The 17,948-nt window shown below is 71.1% G+C and carries 14 protein-coding genes; 6 read left to right on the forward strand and 8 right to left on the reverse strand.

Going from position 1 to position 17,948, the window contains the following annotated elements; all coding sequences use genetic code 11:
* The first annotated feature begins 17 nt into the window (after positions 1 to 17).
* Positions 18 to 1,379, forward strand: a complete 1,362-nt coding sequence (locus FA743_RS13525; RefSeq protein WP_136886635.1) for an MmgE/PrpD family protein — start codon at positions 18 to 20, stop codon at positions 1,377 to 1,379.
* Here FA743_RS13525 and FA743_RS13530 read toward each other — a convergent pair.
* Positions 1,354 to 2,277 (reverse strand): LysR substrate-binding domain-containing protein, encoded by a 924-nt coding sequence (locus FA743_RS13530; RefSeq protein ID WP_211242276.1) that lies wholly within the window; start codon positions 2,275 to 2,277, stop codon positions 1,354 to 1,356. The two genes, FA743_RS13525 and FA743_RS13530, sit on opposite strands and share 26 nt — an antisense overlap.
* Before the next feature lie 93 nt (positions 2,278 to 2,370).
* Here FA743_RS13530 and FA743_RS13535 point away from each other — a divergent pair, with 93 nt between their 5' ends.
* Positions 2,371 to 3,528 carry an acyl-CoA dehydrogenase family protein gene (locus FA743_RS13535; protein ID WP_136886636.1) on the forward strand — a complete coding sequence of 386 codons (1,158 nt, stop codon included), beginning with the start codon at positions 2,371 to 2,373 and terminating at the stop codon, positions 3,526 to 3,528.
* 4 nt (positions 3,529 to 3,532) lie between these two features.
* On the opposite strand, the gene FA743_RS13540 is transcribed toward FA743_RS13535, so the two are convergent.
* Complete coding sequence (locus FA743_RS13540; protein ID WP_136886637.1) at positions 3,533 to 5,449, reverse strand: 3-hydroxyacyl-CoA dehydrogenase NAD-binding domain-containing protein; 1,917 nt, start codon at positions 5,447 to 5,449, stop codon at positions 3,533 to 3,535.
* A 155-nt stretch (positions 5,450 to 5,604) separates the two neighbouring features.
* Here FA743_RS13540 and FA743_RS13545 point away from each other — a divergent pair, with 155 nt between their 5' ends.
* Both FA743_RS13545 and FA743_RS13550 read left to right on the forward strand, forming a co-directional pair.
* Positions 5,605 to 6,402: an alpha/beta fold hydrolase gene (locus tag FA743_RS13545; protein WP_136886638.1), complete on the forward strand. Its 798-nt coding sequence runs from the start codon at positions 5,605 to 5,607 to the stop codon at positions 6,400 to 6,402.
* A complete protein-coding gene (locus tag FA743_RS13550; RefSeq protein WP_246054960.1) occupies positions 6,380 to 7,417 on the forward strand; it encodes an AbrB family transcriptional regulator in 1,038 nt (345 codons plus the stop codon). The genes FA743_RS13545 and FA743_RS13550 overlap by 23 nt, the downstream gene beginning before the upstream one ends.
* A 108-nt stretch (positions 7,418 to 7,525) precedes the next feature.
* On the opposite strand, the gene FA743_RS20650 is transcribed toward FA743_RS13550, so the two are convergent.
* The 4 genes from FA743_RS20650 to FA743_RS13565 all read right to left on the reverse strand — a co-directional run bounded on the left by FA743_RS20650 (position 7,526) and on the right by FA743_RS13565 (position 12,743).
* A complete protein-coding gene (locus FA743_RS20650; RefSeq protein WP_246054961.1) occupies positions 7,526 to 7,648 on the reverse strand; it encodes a hypothetical protein in 123 nt (40 codons plus the stop codon).
* Complete coding sequence (locus FA743_RS13555; protein WP_246054962.1) at positions 7,633 to 7,917, reverse strand: IclR family transcriptional regulator domain-containing protein; 285 nt, start codon at positions 7,915 to 7,917, stop codon at positions 7,633 to 7,635. The genes FA743_RS20650 and FA743_RS13555 overlap by 16 nt, the downstream gene beginning before the upstream one ends.
* Positions 7,918 to 8,070: 153 nt before the next feature.
* Entirely contained in the window at positions 8,071 to 11,508 is a 3,438-nt protein-coding gene (locus FA743_RS13560) for an ATP-binding protein (protein ID WP_136886640.1), read from the reverse strand.
* On the reverse strand, positions 11,508 to 12,743 hold the full coding sequence (locus FA743_RS13565) for a metallophosphoesterase family protein (RefSeq protein ID WP_136886641.1): 1,236 nt from the start codon (positions 12,741 to 12,743) through the stop codon (positions 11,508 to 11,510). The genes FA743_RS13560 and FA743_RS13565 overlap by 1 nt, the downstream gene beginning before the upstream one ends.
* A gap of 695 nt (positions 12,744 to 13,438) precedes the next feature.
* On the opposite strand from FA743_RS13565, the gene FA743_RS13570 reads away from it, so the two are divergent.
* Together FA743_RS13570 and ggt are read left to right on the forward strand one after the other, a co-directional pair.
* On the forward strand, positions 13,439 to 14,164 hold the full coding sequence (locus FA743_RS13570) for an FAD-dependent oxidoreductase (RefSeq protein WP_246054963.1): 726 nt from the start codon (positions 13,439 to 13,441) through the stop codon (positions 14,162 to 14,164).
* A gap of 17 nt (positions 14,165 to 14,181) precedes the next feature.
* Entirely contained in the window at positions 14,182 to 15,759 is a 1,578-nt protein-coding gene (gene ggt, locus FA743_RS13575; protein ID WP_136886643.1) for a gamma-glutamyltransferase, read from the forward strand.
* 6 nt (positions 15,760 to 15,765) lie between these two features.
* Here the strand turns inward: ggt and FA743_RS13580 are convergent, their stop codons facing one another.
* Positions 15,766 to 16,464, reverse strand: coding sequence for a GntR family transcriptional regulator (locus tag FA743_RS13580; RefSeq protein WP_136886644.1), 699 nt, complete (start codon positions 16,462 to 16,464; stop codon positions 15,766 to 15,768).
* A gap of 63 nt (positions 16,465 to 16,527) precedes the next feature.
* Positions 16,528 to 17,898 carry a lyase family protein gene (locus tag FA743_RS13585; RefSeq protein WP_136886645.1) on the reverse strand — a complete coding sequence of 457 codons (1,371 nt, stop codon included), beginning with the start codon at positions 17,896 to 17,898 and terminating at the stop codon, positions 16,528 to 16,530.
* Positions 17,899 to 17,948 lie beyond the last annotated feature (50 nt).

A 17,948-nucleotide genomic window follows, 5' to 3' on the forward strand; every position in this document is an offset into this window, starting at 1 on the left:
AGCCACCGAGGGACACCATGACCCAGACCCAAGATCCCGCCACCGAGGCGCTGCTGGACATGGGGGACGCGCTGCGCGACGCGCCCCTGCCCGACACCGTCACCCATGCCGCCACCCGCCATCTGCTGGACACGACCGGCGCCATCCTGGCCGGAATGGACCAGCAGGTCAGCCGCGCGCTGGCGCAGGTTCTGGCCCCCTCGGCCACGACCGGCGGCATGGCCGTGCCGGGCGCCGGCCTGCGCCTGCCGCCCGACGCCTTCGCCTATCTGACCGGCACGGCGGGCCACGGGATCGAGCTGGATGACGGCTATCGTCAGGGCACCGTCCATCCCGGCGTCGCGGTCGTGCCCGCTTTGCTGGCGGCGACCCATCTGCGCCCGGTCAGCGGCGCGGCACTGCTGCGCGCGCTCGTCATCGGATACGAGACCGTCTGCGCGCTGGCCGAGGCGATGCATCCCGGCACCCGGCAGCAGGGATTCCACCCGACCTCGGTCGCAGGGCCGATGGGGGCCGCGATGGCGGTGGGGCAGATCCTGGGACTGGACCGGGGGCAGATGGGCCACGCGCTCGGGCTGGCGGCCTCGGGCGCGGGCGGGCTGTTCGCGTTCCTCTCGGGCGGGGGTGACGTCAAGCGGCTGCATGGCGGGCAGGCCGCGCGGGCCGGGCTGCTGGCCGCACAGCTGGCGCAGGCGGGCGTCACCGCGCCTGCGGGCATCATCGGCGCGCCGAGCGGCTTTGCGCAGGCCTTTGCCGGGGTGCCGCCGGGCCGCGATCTGGCGCTGCGCCTGCCGCCCGAGGCGCCGTTCCGCATCCTGGACTGCTACATCAAGCCCCATGCCTGCTGCCGCCATCTGCAACCGGCCTTCGAGGCAGCGGTCCATCTGTGCCGCACTCACAAACTGCAACCGTCCGACATCCGTTCGGTGCAGGTCGAGACCTATTCCATCGCCGCGCATCACGCCCGGGTCGGATGGGGCGACTTCGCCTCGGCGCAGCTCAGCTTTCCCTATGTCATGGCGCTGGCAATCCTGCAGGGCCGTGCGGATCTGGCGCTGTTCGGGGACGCCGCCCGCGCCGATCCCCGGGTCGCGGATCTGGCGGGGCGGATCACGGTCACCGCCTCGCCCGACATGGATGCCCGCTATCCCCGCCAGCGTCCCGCCTGCGTGACCCTGCTGACCGCGACGGGCGAGGTCCGCGAGGACCGGTCCGAGGCCTCGGGCTGCCGCGAGATGCCGCTGCCCGACGACCGCCTGCGCGCCAAGTTCCGCGATCTGGCCGGGCCCGGCCGGGCGGCAGGGTGGGATGCGGCGCTGTGGTCCATCGCGGATGCGCCGGATGCGGCGGGGCTTATCCGCCGGCTGTGCGACGCCTGAAGAATTCGGGCGTCTCGCCCGCCTGATCCAGCAGCCAGTCGATGAAATGCCGGGTCTTGGCGGCGACCGACAGGGTGGTGGGCCAGATGACGTGAAAATCGGCGCCCGTGGGCACCGGCGCCCGGAAGGGCTGGACCAGCGCGCCCCGCGCCAGTTCGCCCGCCAGGATCGGCACCTGCCCCATCGCCAGCCCCAGCCCCTGCTGCGCCGCGCTGTAGGTTAGCAGCGAGCTGTCGAACTCGACCCCCTCGCGGAAGGGCAGATCAAGGGCCATGCGCTCGGCCCAGTCCTGCCAGGCGCGCCGGCGATAGCGCGAATGCAGCAGCTCGACCCCGGCCACATCGGCGGGATCGCGCAGGGGATGGCGGCGCAGATAGTCGGGGCTGCAGACCACATCGACGGTCTCGGCAAACAGCGGGCGGGACCGCGCCTCGCGCCAGCCGCCCTGCCCCAGCTGGATCGCGGCGTCCAGCTGCGTGCCGCGAAAATCCAGGGGCGCCACGGTCGTGTCCAGCCGCAGCCGCAGGTCGGGGTGGCGGGTTTGGAAATCGGGCAGGCGCGGCATCAGCCAGTAATGCGCCACGCTTGGATAGACGCGCAGCTGGATGGTGCGATCGGTCTCGTGATCGACCAGCCGCTGCGTCACGCGTTCCAGCTCGTCGAAGATCGCGGCGACATCGGCCCCGAAGGCGCGGCCCACCTCGGTCAGGCGGACCGAACGCGACCCCCGCTCGAACAGCTGCACGCCCAGATGGTTCTCCAGGATCGAGATCTGGCGGCTGATCGCCACCTGGCTGACCCCCATCTCGACCGCGGCCGAGGTGAAGGTCTTGTGCCCCACCGCCACGGCAAAGGCCCGCAGCGGGTTCAGGGGCAGCGCGGGACGCGTCTTTGCCATAACCGTCAATCAGCCTTGTCCAAGATCCACCATGTTTCGCGCGTCCGACATTAGCCTAGATTGGGCAGCGACCCAAGATGCAGGATGACAGCGATGGATTTTTCCCTGACCGACGAACAGCGGATGTTTCAGGACAGCGTGACCCGGTTCGCCCGGACCGAGCTGGCGCCCGGCGCCGCCGACCGGGCCCGCGCCGAGGCCTATCCCTGGGACGTGGCGCGCCGGATGGCCGAGATGGGCCTGATGGGCATCGCCCTGCCCGAGGAAGACGGCGGCATGGGCGGCACGCTGGTCGATGCGATCATCGCCATCCAGGCGGTGGCCGAGGCCTGCCCGCGCAGTGCCGACGTGATCCAGGCGGGCAATTTCGGCCCGGTGCGAACCTTCGCGGAATTCGCCACGCCCGACCAGAAGGCCCGCCATCTGGGCCCGATCCTGCGCGGCGAGGCGGTGATCTCGCTTGGCATGACCGAGCCCGAGGCGGGATCCGCCGTGACCGAACTGCAGACCTCGGCCACGAAGGATGGCGAGGATTATCTGGTCAACGGCACCAAGATCTTCGGCACCCACAGCGCCGAGGCCAACGTGTTTCTGGTCTATCTGCGTTTTGGTCCCGGCCTGGACGGCATCGGGTCGGTGCTGATCGAGAAGGGGGCGCCGGGCTTCACCATCGGCCAGCCCTCGGCCTTCATGAACGGCGAGGACTGGGCGCAGCTCTATTTCGACAATGTCCGCGTGCCGGCCGCCAATGTGCTGCTGGGCGCGGGGGGGTTTCGCAAGCAGATCGCCGGCTTCAATGTCGAACGGCTTGGCAATGCGGCCCGCGCCGTGGCGGTCGGGCGGCACGCCTTCAACCTGGCGCGCGACCATGCGGCAGAGCGGCGCCAGTTCGGGCGCCCGCTGGCCGAGTTCCAGGGCATCCAGTGGAAATTCGCCGACATGGCACTGCGACTGGACTCGGCGCAGCTGATGCTGATGCGGGCGGCGGTGAACGCGGGCGACGGGTTGCCCTCGGCGCAGGACACCGCGCTGGCGAAGCTCGCCTGCAACGAGGCGGGGTATTTCGCCGCCAACGAGGCGTTGCAGATCATGGGCGGGATGGGCTTCAGCGAGGACAGCACCGTGCAATACGCCCTGCGCCGCACGCGCGGCTGGATGATCGCGGGCGGGTCCATCGAGATCCTCAAGAACCGCATCGCCGAGGGCATCTTTGGCCGCAGCTTCTCGCAGCGGCCGCCGAAGGCGGGCTGACCGCTCAGCCCGCCAGGAACATCGGTCCGCCCTTGTGGCGCGGAAAGCCGTAGCCGGTGACCATCACCACGTCGATATCCTCCGCGCTGTCCGCCACGCCCTCGGCCAGGATGGTGCGGCCCTCGGCCTGCATCACCGACAGGATGCGGTCCATGATCTGGGCGTCCGAGAACTCGCGGCGCGTGCGGCCCGCGCGGGCGCTTTCCTCGGCGATGATCTGCGCCACCTGTGGATCGGGCTGCGCCGTGCCGGTGGCGTAGTCGTACCAGCCGCGCCCGGCCTTGCGGCCAAGCCGGCCCGCCTCGCACAGCCGGTCGGCGATATGAGCGTAACGTTCATCCGCCGGACGGGTCGCGGCGCGGGCCTTGCGGGCGGCCCATGCGATGTCCAGACCGCTCATGTCCTGCACGGCATAGATGCCCATGGCAAAGCCGAAGCCTTCCATCGCGCGGTCGATCTGCTCGGGCAGCGCGCCTTCCTCCAGCATGAACTCGCAATCGGTGCGATAGGCGTTCATGATGCGGTTGCCGATGAAGCCGTCGCAGACCCCCGCCACCACGGCGGTCTTGCGCAGATGCCGCGCCAGCGCGCCCGCCGTGGCCAGCGCGCGCGGGCCGGTATGGGCGCCGCGCACGACCTCCAGCAGCTTCATGACATGGGCGGGCGAGAAGAAATGCAGCCCCAGCACGCGCGACGGATCGCGGGTGGTCAGCGCAAGGGTATCAACATCCAGATAGGAGGTGTTGGTGGCCAGCACCGCATCGGCGGGCATCACGGCGTCCAGCCGGGTGAAGACCTGACGCTTGACCTCCATGTCCTCGAACACCGCCTCGATCACCAGCGGGCAATCGGCCAGCGCGGCGTAATCGGAGCCGGTGGTGAGCCGCTCCAGCGCCGAGAGATCGCGCAGCAACCCGCGCTTGTGACTGGCGGCCAGCAGGTCGGCCACGCGGGTCTGCGCCATGTCCGCCGCCTGCGCGTCACGCTCGATCAGGCGCACCGACGAGCCCGCGATCAGCAGCGCCGCCGCGATGCCCGCGCCCATGGTGCCGCCGCCGATGACCCCCACCCGGGCCAGATCGGCGGGGGCGGCCTCGATGTCGCGCAGGCTGCGGCCCGCATCGCGTTCGGCGAAGAAGACATGGCGCAGGGCCCTGGATTGGTCCGAGACCGACAGGCGCAGAAACCGCTCGCGTTCGCGCGCCATCGCGTCCCGCGCAGGCAATTCGGCGGAATCGCGCAGGGCGGCCAAAGCCTCAAGCGGCGCTTCGGCACCGCGCGACTTGCGGCGCAGGGTCTGTTCCTGGGCGTGCCAGTCGATCGCCCCGGCCTCGCGCACCGGGCGGTCCAGCAGGGGCGCGGCGGGCGCGGGCATGTCCTGCGCCTCGGCCTGCAGGTCGCCCGAGGCAATGCGATCGATCAGGCCCATGGCCAGCGCGGCCTCGGCACTGACGGGCTTTCCGCCGGTCACCATCGCGATCGCGTCCGACATCGGCACCAGCCGGGGCAGCCGCACCGTGCCGCCCGATCCGGGGATGATGCCAAGGCTCACCTCGGGCAGGCCCAGCCTGGTGCCCGGCGCGGCGATCCGCGCGTGGCAGGCCATCGCCAGCTCCAGCCCGCCGCCCAGAACCGTGCCATGCAGCGCGGCGATCCACGGCACGGATGATCCGGCGATCAGGTCCAGCACATCGGGCAGGTAGGGTTCCAGCGGCGCGCCCAGTTCGCGGATGTCGGCACCCGCCACGAAGGTGCGGCCCGCGCAGGACAAGACGACCTTCTGCACATCCGGCATGCCGGCGATCCGCAGGGCCGCGTCGCGCAGACCGGCGCGCAGGGGCTGGTTCAGGGCGTTGACGGGCGGGTTGTCGATCCGCAGATGGGCGATGCCCTCGGATATCGTCAGGCTGACCGGCTGCATATGTCCTCCATCGCGGACGGCGCGTCCGCCTTTCATCCGGGCTTAGCGGCGGCGGGCAGAAATGACACATAACCATTGGTCAGGCATGGACCCGCCTTCTTGCAGTTGATGCAAGGCGCGCGGAGGACGATGCTGCGCATCAAGGGAGAAGACGCATGATCGATCTGCATGTCCAGGCGGACCCGGAGGGGCGTCCGCCGCTGCTGCTGCTGCACGGGTTCCTGTCCAGCCGGAACCACTGGCAGCCCAATGCCGCCCTGTCGCGCCAGTTCCGCTGCATCCGGGTCGAGCTGCCGGGCCACGGCCTCAGCCCCGCCCCGGACGAGGCCGCCGCCTATCATCCCGATGCGCTGGTCGCCTCGCTCGAGGCGGTGCGCCGGGACCTGGGGATCGACCGGTGGTTCATGTGCGGGGCCAGCTTCGGCGCCGGGCTGACGCTGCGCTATGCGCTGACCCATCCTACGCGGGTGATCGCGCAGGCCTTCACCAATGCCAATGCGGCCCTGCGCCCGGACTGGACGGGCGAGATGCTGACCGCCCATGAGCAGCGCATCGACGATGTGGCACGCCACGGACGCGCGGCTCTGCGGCGCTTTCCCTATCACCCCGCCCATGCGCGGCGCTTTCCGCCCGAGCTGCGCGCCACCTTGGCCGCCGATGCGGATGCCTGCGCCGTGACCGGGATCCTGCATCTGATGCGCCAGGCCATGACGCGGCTGTCGGTCATGGACCGCTTCGCGCAGATGCCGGTCCCGACCCTGCTGGTCAACGGGCTGCGCGAACGCAGCTTTCAGCCCACCCGCGCCCGCGCCGCCACAGCCCTGCCCGCCCTGCAGGTCGCGGATCTGGAGGGCGGCCATTCCATCAATATCGAGGCGCCGGCGGCCTTCGATGCGGCGCTGATCCGCTTCTTCACCTCGGTCGATGCCCATGCGCCCCAGACAGCTGGTTGAGCCGGCGGCGATCTATCTCTGGGCCATCGCGGGCGGGGCGCTGTTCAACGCGATCGGCGCGCCGCTTCCCTGGATGATCGGGCCGCTGATCTTCACCGCGATCCTGTATCTGGCGGGCGTCACCCGCTTCGTCGTGCCGGTGAAGACCCGGCCCGTGGGCCAGATCATCGTCGCGGCCCAGGTCGGGCTGTCCTTTTCCCCCGCCGCCCTGGCGGTGCTGTTCGATCTGGCGCCGCTGCTGATCGGCATGGCGGTCGCGACGGCGGCCTGCGCGGCTTTGGCCTCGCTGGTGCTGGCGCGCCTGTCGGGGATGGGGGGCGTGCCCGCGCTGCTGTCCACGATCCCGACCAGCCCGGTCGAGGCGGCGGTGATCGCCGAGCGCCTGTCCCTGCCCACCGGGCCGATCATCTTCGCGCAGACCCTGCGCATCGCCTCGATCGTGGTGATCGTGCCGCTGGCGATCTATGCGGTCGAGGGCTGGCCCGATCGCGGCATGGCCATCGGTGGCCCGCCGGACATGGCGGGCTCGGCCATGCTGTTCGGCGTCGCGGTCGCGGTGGCGCTGCTGTTCCGGGCGCTTGGCATCTCGAACCCGTTCTTTCTGGGGGCGCTGGCGGGGTCGGCCGGGCTGACGGCGGCGGGCATCGCGCCCGCGCCCTTCGCGCCGGTGATCCTGGCGGCGGCGCAGGTGCTGCTGGGAACCTGGCTGGGATCGTCCTTCCGGCGCAGCCTGTTTGCCTCGGCGGGCCGGATGATCGGGGCCATCGTCGTCTCGACGCTGCTCTTCGTGGCGCTGACCAGCCTCGTGGCGGTCGGGCTGGCCGTGGGGCTGGGGATGAACTGGGAGAACCTGGTGCTGGGCGCCGCGCCGGGCGGGGTGACCGAGATGGCGCTGACCGCCAAGTATCTGGGCCTCGACGTGGCGCTGATCACCGCCTTCCATCTGGTGCGGATCTTCCTGATCGTGCCCTTCATCCCCGCCATCGCCCGCGCCCTGCACCGCCGTGGCGGCTGAGCCAACCACCCTGACCGGATGCCCATGCGGCGCTGGTCTTCGCCTCGAATGCTGCGCGCGTCGTGACCGGCCCCGAGATCGCCGTGGATGGCGGAATGGCCCGGCGCGTCAGCCCGGCAGGACCCCGCGCAGTTCCGAGGCCAAGTCCTGCAGATGCTCCAGCACCTCGCCGCGCAAGCGGGCCAGCGCTTCGGGGCCCGCCGCCATCCCGCAGTTCAGCGCCGCGACCACCTGCCCCCGCGCCGAACGCAGCGGCACCGCGACCGAGCAGAGCCCAGTTCGACCTCCTGATCAATCACGGCATGGCCCCGGCTGCGGGCCTCGGCGATGCGGGCCAGCAGCTCGGCCAGGTCGGTCACGGTCCGCGGGGTGCGGGCTTTCGGCGGATGGCGCTTGAGCAGCGCGCGGGACTGTTCCTCGGGCAGTTCCGCCAGCAGCACCCGCCCCATCGAGGTGCAATGCGCCGGCAGCCGCGAGCCCGGCATCAGCGCGATCGCCATCTGCCGGAGCGTTTCTGACCCGATCGGGTCGGCTTTCCCGCGGCGTTCGGGCGTCCGCGAAGGGCCGTCGCGGCGGGCTCATGCTTCGCGTGTTTCCCTCGCACGCAGATCCGGGGTGGTTCGACGAGGTCCGGCACGCCGGTGGCCTGCCCCTCAAAGCTCGTGAAGAACGGGTCGGACCCTGCAGACCCTCATGGCGATGTCGACCACATGGCGGTGATGGGTCAGGTAGATCGCCTGCCCGCGCCCTCCGATCGCCTCCATGACGCGGCAGGCGGCGCTGGTGCGGTCTTCGTCGAAGGTCTCGAAGATGTCGTCGCAGAAGAACGGCAGCGTCGTGCCCTGCGCGACCAGCTGTTCATGGGCCGCGGCGCGCAGCGCCAAATAAAGCTGGAAGCGCGTGCCCTTGGACATCTCGGCGGCGCGCTTGCTGGCGCCGGTCCGGTCGACGGCCAGCAGGATCTCGGCATCCTTCTCGATCTGCGTCGTCAGGGAGGGATAGGCGCCCTGCGTGAGGGTGGCAAAGCACTGCTCGGTCGCGGTCATCATCCCGCTGCGGTGGCTGTCGCGATAGCGCCGGATCGCGTCGGAGGCCAGCGAATGGCCCAGGGACAGCTCCAGATGCTGCAGGGCGGCCTCCTCGAGCTGCAATTCCAGCGTCGCCCGGCGCTCGACCAGGGCGGCGATCTCTCCGTCGCCCTTCACTTGCGACAGCGCATGTTCGGCCGTGGTCCGGTCCCGGATCGCCCCCGTCAGCCGGTCCTCGGCATGGTCGAGGTCAGACCGGTTGCCTTCCAGAGCCGCCTCCACATCCGCGACGGACCGCTCGGCAAGGTGTTCGCGGGCGGTGGCGATGTCGGGGGCGCCAAGCTCCAGCAGAAGGCTGCGCTGGCGAAGGGCCAGCGTGGCCCGGTCGGCGATGACCTGCTGCGCCCGGGCCGCGATCTGGCGCAATCCGTCGATGTCGGTCAGGCCGGCGGCGTCGGGGAAAACGGCGGCGATCGCCGCGACCTCCTGGTCGATCTGGCGCAGCCTGTCCTGGTTCCGGGCCCTTTCGGCGCTGGCGGCCTCGATGTCTTCACTCAGTTTCCGGGCCGCGTCCCGGGCCCTGCGCGCCTGATCGGCCAGCGTTTTCAGCGCGGCGAAGGTCTGGGCGGCGGTCGGCTGGACCTCGAGGGCATGGGTCCGGGCCAGGGCCGCGACCTCTTGGGCGAAGCGCGCCTGATCGGCCTGCATGGCGGTGACACGCTGTTCGGCGGCGGCGCGGGCCGCCTCATGCTCGCGCAGCACGCGCAGGGGTTCGAGCGTGCCCATCAGGATGTCCGGCGACACCAGATCCCCCAGATGCGCGGCGACCAGCTGCTGCCATGCCGCACGGGCCAGGCCCTCGGCATCCCGGGCGCCGGCAAGCCGTTTCCGACGCCTGGCCAGTTCGCGCTGGATCTGGCGCAGCGCCTCGTCGGCCTTGGCCTGCGCCTCGGCCTGCCGGCGATCCTTGTCCGCTACCGCTCGTGCCGCAGCCAGGGTGCTGGCAAGATCCACCGGGTCGAAGGGAAGACGGGCGGCCAGTTCGGCGCGCAAGGCGTCGCCGCGTTCCAGGACCGACCGGTTGACCTCCCGTGCCTCGCGCAGGGTGAGGGCGTCGTCCCGGGCCTGATCGTGCCGGACGACCCAAGCCAGCCAGTCCGGCGGCGACAGGGCCTCGGGAAACCCGACCTGCCGGGCCGCCTGTCCGACGGCCTCCTCGATCCGGGCGATCCGGGCCTGCAGGGCCGTGATCTTCTCGTCAGCCTGCGCCACATGGGCCTCCGCCTCGGCCGCCGCCTGTTGGATCTGACGCAGCTGTCCCAGGTCGCTGGCCCGTCCAAGGCGGGCGTCGGTCGCGGCGTCATGCCGGCGCAGGGCCTCGTGGAAGACGGCGGCGGTCGGAGGGTCCAGGGCCGCCAGATGCGCGGCCCACAGCGCGTCCCGCGCGGCGCGCAGAGCCTCGGCCTCGTCGTCGGAGACGAGATGCGCGCCCCGGATCAGCGCCTCGGCCTGCGCGTGGCGGGCGGCGCGATCGGCCCGGTGGTCGTCGCGCCGCGTTGTGGCCGTGCGCAGTTCGGATTGCAGCGCGTCGTGACCCTCGGCCCATTCCGTCGCTTGGACCCGGGACGGGGGGTGTTCGGGCAGATGGTCCAACCTGAAGGGGCCCTGAGCCAGTCCCGCCAGCGCCCTGTCGGCCTTGGCGCGTGCCGCGTCGATGGCCTGCAGGGCGGCGGCATGCCGGGGCGCCAGATCCTCGGCGTCGAAGCGCAGCAGGATATCGGCGATCCGGGGCGCGTCCTGCGGTTGGGCGGGGCCGTCCTCGACGGCCTCCGCCGCAGCCCGTGCCCGGTCCTGAAGGTCGTCCGTTTCCCGCGCCTCTGCCTCTGCCTGGGCCATCGCCGCGCGCAGGGCGTCCCGGGCGCCTTCGAGGGCCGTGATCGCCCCCGCCGGCAGGACCAGCGATCGCGGATCGACCCCGGCCGAGGCGACCCCGAGATCCCGGACCGCCGCGATCATGGCGGCCTCGGAGCTGCGCTGGTCGTCCTGGCGCCGCTCCAGATCCAGATGCGCCCCGCGATCCCGGGCACTCAGATCCTCCAGATCGTCCAGCGCGGTGGCCAGTGCGTCCAGCGCAGGCTCCACGGGCAGGCGATCGCGCTGTTCCGCCAAGGCCGTCAGCGCGTCGGTCAGGCGATCGACGGTCTGCGCGGCGATGCCGCGATCACTGCGCAGCACGATCAGCCGCTCGGGATCGAAATCCAGCTGCGCGGGATAGTCCGACCAGGGCGCAATCGCGTCGTGCAGGGCCGCGATCTCGGCCATCAGCGGAAGCGCGCGCTTCTGTCCCTCGATCCTCGCGCGGTCGGAATTCAGGGCGTTCCGCGCCGCGCGCGCGCCCTGCTCGGCCTCCTGCGCCTTGATCAGGTCCTTCTTAAGGGCCTTCCACGCGCTGGCGGTGACATCGCGCTCCTTGATCTGCCGCTCGACCTCGGCCAGATCGCGCTTCAGCTCGGCCATGCGGGTGGACCGGCTGCGCCGTTTCCACAGCGCGTCGGCCTGGTCCCGAACCCCGTCCAGAACACCGCTGAGATCGGCAACGCCCGCCGCAGCGGAAAACAGCAGTCGCCCGATATCGCCCTGGGCCGTGGCGATCTCTTCGCCGCCCCGTTCGATGGTCTCGTCGTCCAGGCACAGAAGACGGCGATAATCGTCCTGCGACAGGCCCGCCAGATGCGCCGAGAGGGCGGTTTCCGGCAGCGCCGTCCCCGCCTCGTCCACCAGCGAGCCCGCGCGCTTGGGCAGACGGGTGAACCGGCGCAGGGTGCCGCCGATCTCCAGCGTGGCCGAGACCTGCAGATTGCTGCGCGCATGCTTGAAGGCATAGTCCTCGCGCAGCGGAAACCCGTAGAAGAGCCGCAGCGCCGCCTCCATCGTCGTCGTCTTGCCTGCCTCATTGGCGCCATAGATGATGTGGAAATCCGCGCGAGCGCCGCCGGACCCGAAATCGAAGCTCCGGTCGGTGAAATGGCCGAACCGCTCGAGGGAAAGCTGACGGATGCGCATCAGCCGACCGCCCCCTTCATGCGGGCCAGAACAAGGTTGGCCCCGGCCCGGGCCAACCCGTCGGCCAGTGCGTCCCGCGCGGCCTCGCCCGGCATCAGCCGATCGCGCAATCCGGGCGGCAGGTCCTGCAGCACGGCGTCGACCTCGTCCCGGGCGGTGGCCGCGAATCCGGGCTCGCTGCGGATCTGGGTCATCATCGCCGCCAGCTCGTCGGCGGCGCCCGCGGCCCCTGTGCCCGCATCCGGCGGCGCAAGATCAAGCAGCAGCTTGTCGATCCACAGATCTCCTGCGGCCCGGGCAAGGTCATCCGCCTGCTCGGACCAGACATCGTGATCCCTCAGGATCTGCCAGTGGCGGTCCGGCCTGCCCGTCAGGGACAGCCGGATCACGCCGGTGGGCGCCGCGATGTCCTGGCGCAGCCCGGCCAGGTGCTGGCGCAGCATCAGGCGCAGGGCCTCGTCGCTGTCCGCCTCCGTCACGTCCAGCGCGCTCTGCACGAAGTCGACGACCGAGGTCCGTCTCTCGCTGACCTCAATGCGGCCCCGGTCGAGGGTCAGCAGCGTGACGGATTTCGACCCCGCCTCACCGATGTCGCGCCCCTGGGGAATGCCGGGCATGACGACCCAGGGCGCCTCGGAATGGATCTGGCGCTTGTGGACATGGCCAAGCGCCCAATAGTCGAAACCCAGTCCCGCCAGATCCGCGACCGTGCAGGGGGCATAGACGTCATGGCCCGCCGCACCGCCCAGAGAGCTGTGCAGCATGGCGATGTTCACCGCATTCCGGACCGGCGCCTTGAAGCGCGGCAGCAGGCTGTCGGGGGCATGACGGTCCGCGAAACTGACGCCGTGGATCCAGACATCGTCGCGCAAGTGCTCGCGGCCGCCCCGGGCATCGAAGACATGCACATGGGCGGGCAGGTCCAGCGTGCCGGTGATCGGGTTCTCGGCATCATGGTTGCCCTTGGTGTAGAAGACCCGGATCCCGGCCTCGCCGAGCCGGTCCAGCTCGCCCATCAGAAAGGCGCCGGTCCGCGCGCTGCGTTCCCGGCCGTCGAACAGGTCCCCCGCGATCAGCAGGGCCGCGACATCCTCGGCGATCGCCAGATCGACCAGCCGCGTGAAGGAGGCGCGCGTCGCGGCGACGACGGCCTCGCGCAGCTCGGGGTTTCTCAGGGCAAGGGATCGAAGCGGCGAATCCAGATGGATGTCGGCGGTATGCAGTATCTTCGTCACGCGCGACCCCTTTTTCCGGACATGACTGAACCAAGGATCTGCAATAAAAACAACAGGAAAGTTCGGGACGGGTGCGGGAGTGCCGCCGCCCGCCTGCCCCGTCCTCCTCGGCCAGCATCGGCAGGCCCGTCATTGGCGCCGCAATCGTCATGGCGGGTGACCGTGCCGGAAGGGTCCGAGGCGCGGTCGCCCGCCCTGCCGCCAGATCCGGAGGCCTGTCGACGGCCGACACCGCACGACGCCCCAGATGACGTTGACGTCTCGACTTGACTGGGTCCTCGTGAGCGCGCTGAAAGATCAACTCGTTGACTGCCGGATGTGGAGGCATCCCGCGGCGTGGCGATCGAGGGAGGGGCACGGGCGCCGTCACGGGCTGCCGGCGTGCCCATGCTGGAGCCGACGCTTGCGGATGCCACGGCACCACAGCCGGCCCTTTCCGGACTTCGGGATGACCAGCGCCATCGCGGGCCAGTTCAGGGGAGACCATGCATAACCGCAAAACCGACAGCCGATCGGGAGCGCATATCCGGTTCGACGCCGAAATGACACTGCCCCACGCCGTGATCCTGCGGGCCGATGTTGACAAGCCGTGCGACGCCGCTCCCCCCCCGTGCTGATGACGCACCTGGCCCTCTGACAAGGGCCGGGATTGAGGAGTATTTCGCGCGGTGCAGCATTCGGTTGCGGACCGGGCCGTGCGGACGGTCTCTCTGCCGGACGCTGCCCTCCCCTCGGATCATCCAATTCTGGCCACCGGCGTGTGCCATGCGGCGCCCCCGGTCGCGGGCTTCGACGGTCCGGACATCTTTGCCCTGCGCAGCGTGGCGGATGCCACCCGTCTGCGCGCGGCGCTGGACGGGCAGGCCCGCCGTCCTCTGGTCATCGGCGGAGGGTGCATCGGTCTGGAACTCGCGGCGGTCGCCGCTGCGGCGGGATGGCAAAAACAGGGAAGGTGCCGCGCCGATGACTGCCCCAGAGCCCGCCCCGCGCCCCTCGACCCCTTGAGCCCCGACGAGCGATTTTCGCCGTGGACACGGGTCCGCGGCGCCATCATCGCGATCCCCAAGGGCGAGATCGAGGCCGCCCGCGCGCTTGGCCTGGGCCCCTGGCTGCGGCTGCGGCTGGTGGTGATGCCACGCGCGATCCGCATCGCCTGGCCGGCCTATACGAACGAGGTGGTCTATCAGATCCAGGCGACCTCGCTGGTTTCGGTCATCACCATCATGGACATCACCGGGGTGACCCGCGCCATCGGCACCCGCGATTTCCGCTTCTACGAGGCCTTCGGCATGGCCGCCGCCATGTATCTGCTGCTGGTCTATGGCGTCCTGCTGATCGCCGCCCGGATCGAGCACCGGCTGGCCGCCCATACCCGCCGCAGCCCCGCCCCCGCCCGGCTGATCCCCGATCTGACACGCTGACGACAAGGACCCGCCCCATGCGCGACTTCCAGACCCCCGGCCGCTCGGCCGTCCGCACCACGCAGGGCATGGCCGCCACCTCGCATCCGCTGTCGACGCTGGCCGCGCTGGACGTGCTGCGCGAGGGCGGCACGGCGATGGACGCCGCCATCTGCGCCGCCGCCGTGCAGGCGGTGGTCGAGCCGCAATCGACCGGCATCGGCGGCGATTGTTTCGTGCTGCATTGCCCCGGCGGGGGCGAGCGGGTGCTGGGGCTGAACGGGTCGGGCCGCGCGCCGGGGGGCGCCTCGATCGAGGCGATGCGGGGCCTGGGCCTGACCGAGATGCCCGGCTTTGGCCCCCATTCCGTCACCACGCCGGGCGCCATCGACGCCTGGTTCCGGCTGTCGGCCGATCACGGGCGCCTGCCGATGGCGCGGCTTCTGGAACCCGCCATCGCTTATGCCGAGGATGGCTATGTCATTCATGACCGCGTGGCCTTCGACTGGCAGATCGCCGCCCCACTGCTGGCGCAGGACCCCGCCAGCGCGGCGATCTTCCTGCCCGGGGGCCACGCGCCCCGCATCGGCGATCTGCACCGCCAGCCGGCTTTGGCCCGGACCCTGCGGAGCATTGCGCAGCACGGGCGGGCGGTCTTCTACGAGGGCGCGCTGGCGCAGGCGATGGTCGCGCATCTGCGATCCCTGGGTGGGCTGCAGGATGCGGCGGATTGGGCGGCGACGCGCAGCGATGCGGTCACGCCCATCTCGACCCTCTATCGCGGCTACCGGGTCCATCAGGTGCCGCCCAACAATCAGGGGCTGACGGCGCTGGTCATGCTGGACATCCTGTCGGGCTTTGATCTGGCGTCCCTCGACCCCGACGGCCCCGAGCGGATGCATCTGGAGATCGAGGCCGCGCGTCTGGCCTATGCCGACCGCGACCGCCATCTGGGCGAGGACGGCGGCATTTCCGACCGCCTGCTGGCCCCCGATCACGCACCCCGCCTGCGCGCGGCGATCCGCCCCGACCAGCGCATCGAGACCCTGCCCCAGACCGCGCTGGCCCTGTCCGACACCGTCTATATCAGCGTCGTGGACCGGGATCGCAACGCGGTCAGCTTCATCAACTCGACCTATCATTCCTTCGGCGCGGGGATCACCTGCCCCGAGACCGGAATCATTTTCCAGAACCGTGGTGCCAGCTTCCGGCTGGACCCCGCCCATCCCAATGCGCTGGCGCCCGGCAAGCGGCCCCTGCACACGATCATGCCCGGGATGCTGACCAAGGACGGCCAGGCGATCATGCCCTATGGGGTGATGGGCGGCGATTACCAGCCGGCGGGCCATGCGCATCTGCTGGTCAACCTGCTGGACTATGGCATGGACCTGCAACAGGCGATTGACCACCCGCGCGCCTTCCATGACGGCCGCGCGGTTCAGGTCGAACGCGGCGTGCCCGCCCGCACCATCGCCGGCCTGCAGCAGCGCGGCCACGAGGTCACCTGCGCCGCCGAGCCGCATGGCGGCGCGCAGGCGGTCTGGATCGACCCGGCGCGCGGCACGCTGACCGGCGCCTCGGACCCGCGCAAGGACGGGATCGCCCTGGGGTATTGAGCGCGCCTATCGCGCGGGACGTTCGGCAGCCATGGCGCGCAGGTCGCGGCGCGCCTCCATCAGATCGACCACATTGGCGCGGGCATCGGCGATATGGGCGGTGATGACGGCGGTGGCGCGGGCCTCGTCGCGGGCGCAGACGGCCTCGACCAGCGCGCGATGTTCGGCCCGCGCCGCCTGCCAGTTGTCCAGCGCGGTCAGGTCCATCCAGACATAGACCTGGCAGCGGTCCAGCAGATCACGCACGATCCCCGCCAGCATCCGGTTGCCGCCCGCCTCGGCCAGGGTGCGATGCACCTCCATCCCCAGCTGGAACTCGCGCAGCTTGAAGCGCGGATCCTGTTTGGCCAGACCCTCGCATTCCGCGATGATGGCGCGCAGGGCATGGTGATGGCTGTCCGAGGCATGGCGGCAGGCCAGCACCACCGACTGCACCTCCAATGTGGCACGCAGGTCGAAGGCCTCGCGCGCCGTGCGGGCATCGAAGGCGGCGACGGCATAGCCGCTCTTGGCCCGCCCCTCGACCAGCCCGTCGCGCTCCAGCCGGTTCAGCGCCTCGCGGATGGGGGTGCGGCTGACGCCAAGCCGGTCGGTCAGCTCCGCCTCGGTGACCCGCGCGCCGGGGGGCAGCTGGCCGGTGATGATCAGCGATTTCACCGCATCATAGGCGGAATGGCGAAGCCGGATGGGGCTGATCGGGGTCATGGTCGGGCGTTCCCTGTGCAGGCCCGGCCAGCCTAGCCGATCCGGCAAGTCCGGGGCAAACCGTTATCGCCCCGGGGCCCCGGAGGGACGGGGCTTTGGTCCGCCTGCCGCAGGGCCGAGCGCTGCGGCAAAGGCCCGCGCCTCATCGGGGGCCGTGCCCAAGCTGCGCGCGGCGACCCGGCGGTGCCAGTCCTCGCCGGGCCATTCGGTCGCGGCAAGGTCCAGGAGATCGACCCCCGAGGCCAAGGCGCGGAGGCAGAGCGACGCCACCTGCCCCAAGGCCGCGACCCGGTCCATGCCCCGCGTCTCGGACAGCGCGAAGCTGAGCGCCTCGGCATGGATCGTGCCCTGTCCCGCGCCAAGGTCGCGCTGCATCGCGCGGGCATCGGGGGACAGCTTTCCCAGGACCTCGTCCGCCCGCAGCAGAAGGGCGCCGACGCCCAGGGTCAGGGGCGGCAGGGTCAGCCATTCGGTGAACCAGGCCGCGCCATCGCGGTTTTGGCGATGCAGGCCCGCGGCCCGGAACACATCCGCCAGCCCCAGGGCGTGGCGCGACAGGGCGACCATCGCCGAGGGGCCGACCGGGTTCTGCTTCTGGGGCATGGTCGATGACGCGCCCGCGCCCTCGATCCGGACCAGATCCAGCCCGGACTGGGTCATCAGCAGAAGATCCTCGGCCAGCTTGCCAAGCGACGCGGCCAGCGCGGCGCACCAGTCGGCCAGCACGCCCGGCCCCGAGCGGTCGCTGTGCCAACCGAATCCCGGATCGGCCAGATCCAGGGCCCGGGCCAGACCGGCGCGGACCTGCGGGCCCTCGGGCCCCATCGCCGCCAGCGTTCCCGCCGCCCCCGACAGCGACAGGCGCAGCACCTGGGACCTCACGCGGTCCAGATCCTGCCTGTGGTGCAGGAGCGGGCGGCCCCAGCCCGCGACGATGGCGCCGAAGCTGGTGGGCGTCGCCACCTGGCCATAGGTCCGCGCGGCCATCGCAAGATCGGCGTGATCGGCGGCCATCGCCGCCAGCCGTCCCAGCACCGCGTCCAGCCTGCTTTGCCACAGGGCCAGCACATCGCGCAGGCGCAGGGCCAGCGCGCTGTCGACGATATCCTGGCTGGTCGCCCCCCAATGAAGGTATTGCGCCTGCGGGCTGTCTTCCATCCGGGCGCGCAGCGCCGCGACCAGACCGGGCACCGGGACGCCGTTCCGCGTCGTGGCGGGTCCCAGAGCGGCAGGGTCCGGCGCCGCGCCGGCGCAGATCGCGGCGATGGCCCGGCCTGCCTCGGCGGGGATCACCCCCAGATCCGCCTGGACCTGCGCCAGTGCGGCCTCGACCCGGATCATGGCCCTCAGCTCGGCCTCGGGCGACAGCAGCGCGGCGCTGTCCGGGTCGCCGAACAGTCCCGCATAGATCGGGCTTTGCCCGGGGCCGGTCATGACATGGCCCCGGGCAGGCGGGCCATGCCCGGCAGGCTGTCGCCAAGCGG

This window comes from Paracoccus gahaiensis (genome assembly GCF_005048225.1).
GTDB classification, from domain to species: Bacteria; Pseudomonadota; Alphaproteobacteria; order Rhodobacterales; family Rhodobacteraceae; genus Paracoccus; species Paracoccus gahaiensis.

Coding starts and splice junctions, on each gene's coding strand:
- FA743_RS13585 (WP_136886645.1), bottom strand. CDS start 17,898: ATGACCGGCCCCGGGCAAAGCCCGATCTATGCGGGACTGTTCGGCGAC.
- FA743_RS13550 (WP_246054960.1), top strand. CDS start 6,380: ATGCGCCCCAGACAGCTGGTTGAGCCGGCGGCGATCTATCTCTGGGCC.
- FA743_RS13530 (WP_211242276.1), bottom strand. CDS start 2,277: ATGGCAAAGACGCGTCCCGCGCTGCCCCTGAACCCGCTGCGGGCCTTT.
- FA743_RS13580 (WP_136886644.1), bottom strand. CDS start 16,464: ATGACCCCGATCAGCCCCATCCGGCTTCGCCATTCCGCCTATGATGCG.
- ggt (WP_136886643.1), top strand. CDS start 14,182: ATGCGCGACTTCCAGACCCCCGGCCGCTCGGCCGTCCGCACCACGCAG.
- FA743_RS13535 (WP_136886636.1), top strand. CDS start 2,371: ATGGATTTTTCCCTGACCGACGAACAGCGGATGTTTCAGGACAGCGTG.
- FA743_RS13525 (WP_136886635.1), top strand. CDS start 18: ATGACCCAGACCCAAGATCCCGCCACCGAGGCGCTGCTGGACATGGGG.
- FA743_RS13545 (WP_136886638.1), top strand. CDS start 5,605: ATGATCGATCTGCATGTCCAGGCGGACCCGGAGGGGCGTCCGCCGCTG.
- FA743_RS13555 (WP_246054962.1), bottom strand. CDS start 7,917: ATGGCGATCGCGCTGATGCCGGGCTCGCGGCTGCCGGCGCATTGCACC.
- FA743_RS13540 (WP_136886637.1), bottom strand. CDS start 5,449: ATGCAGCCGGTCAGCCTGACGATATCCGAGGGCATCGCCCATCTGCGG.
- FA743_RS13560 (WP_136886640.1), bottom strand. CDS start 11,508: ATGCGCATCCGTCAGCTTTCCCTCGAGCGGTTCGGCCATTTCACCGAC.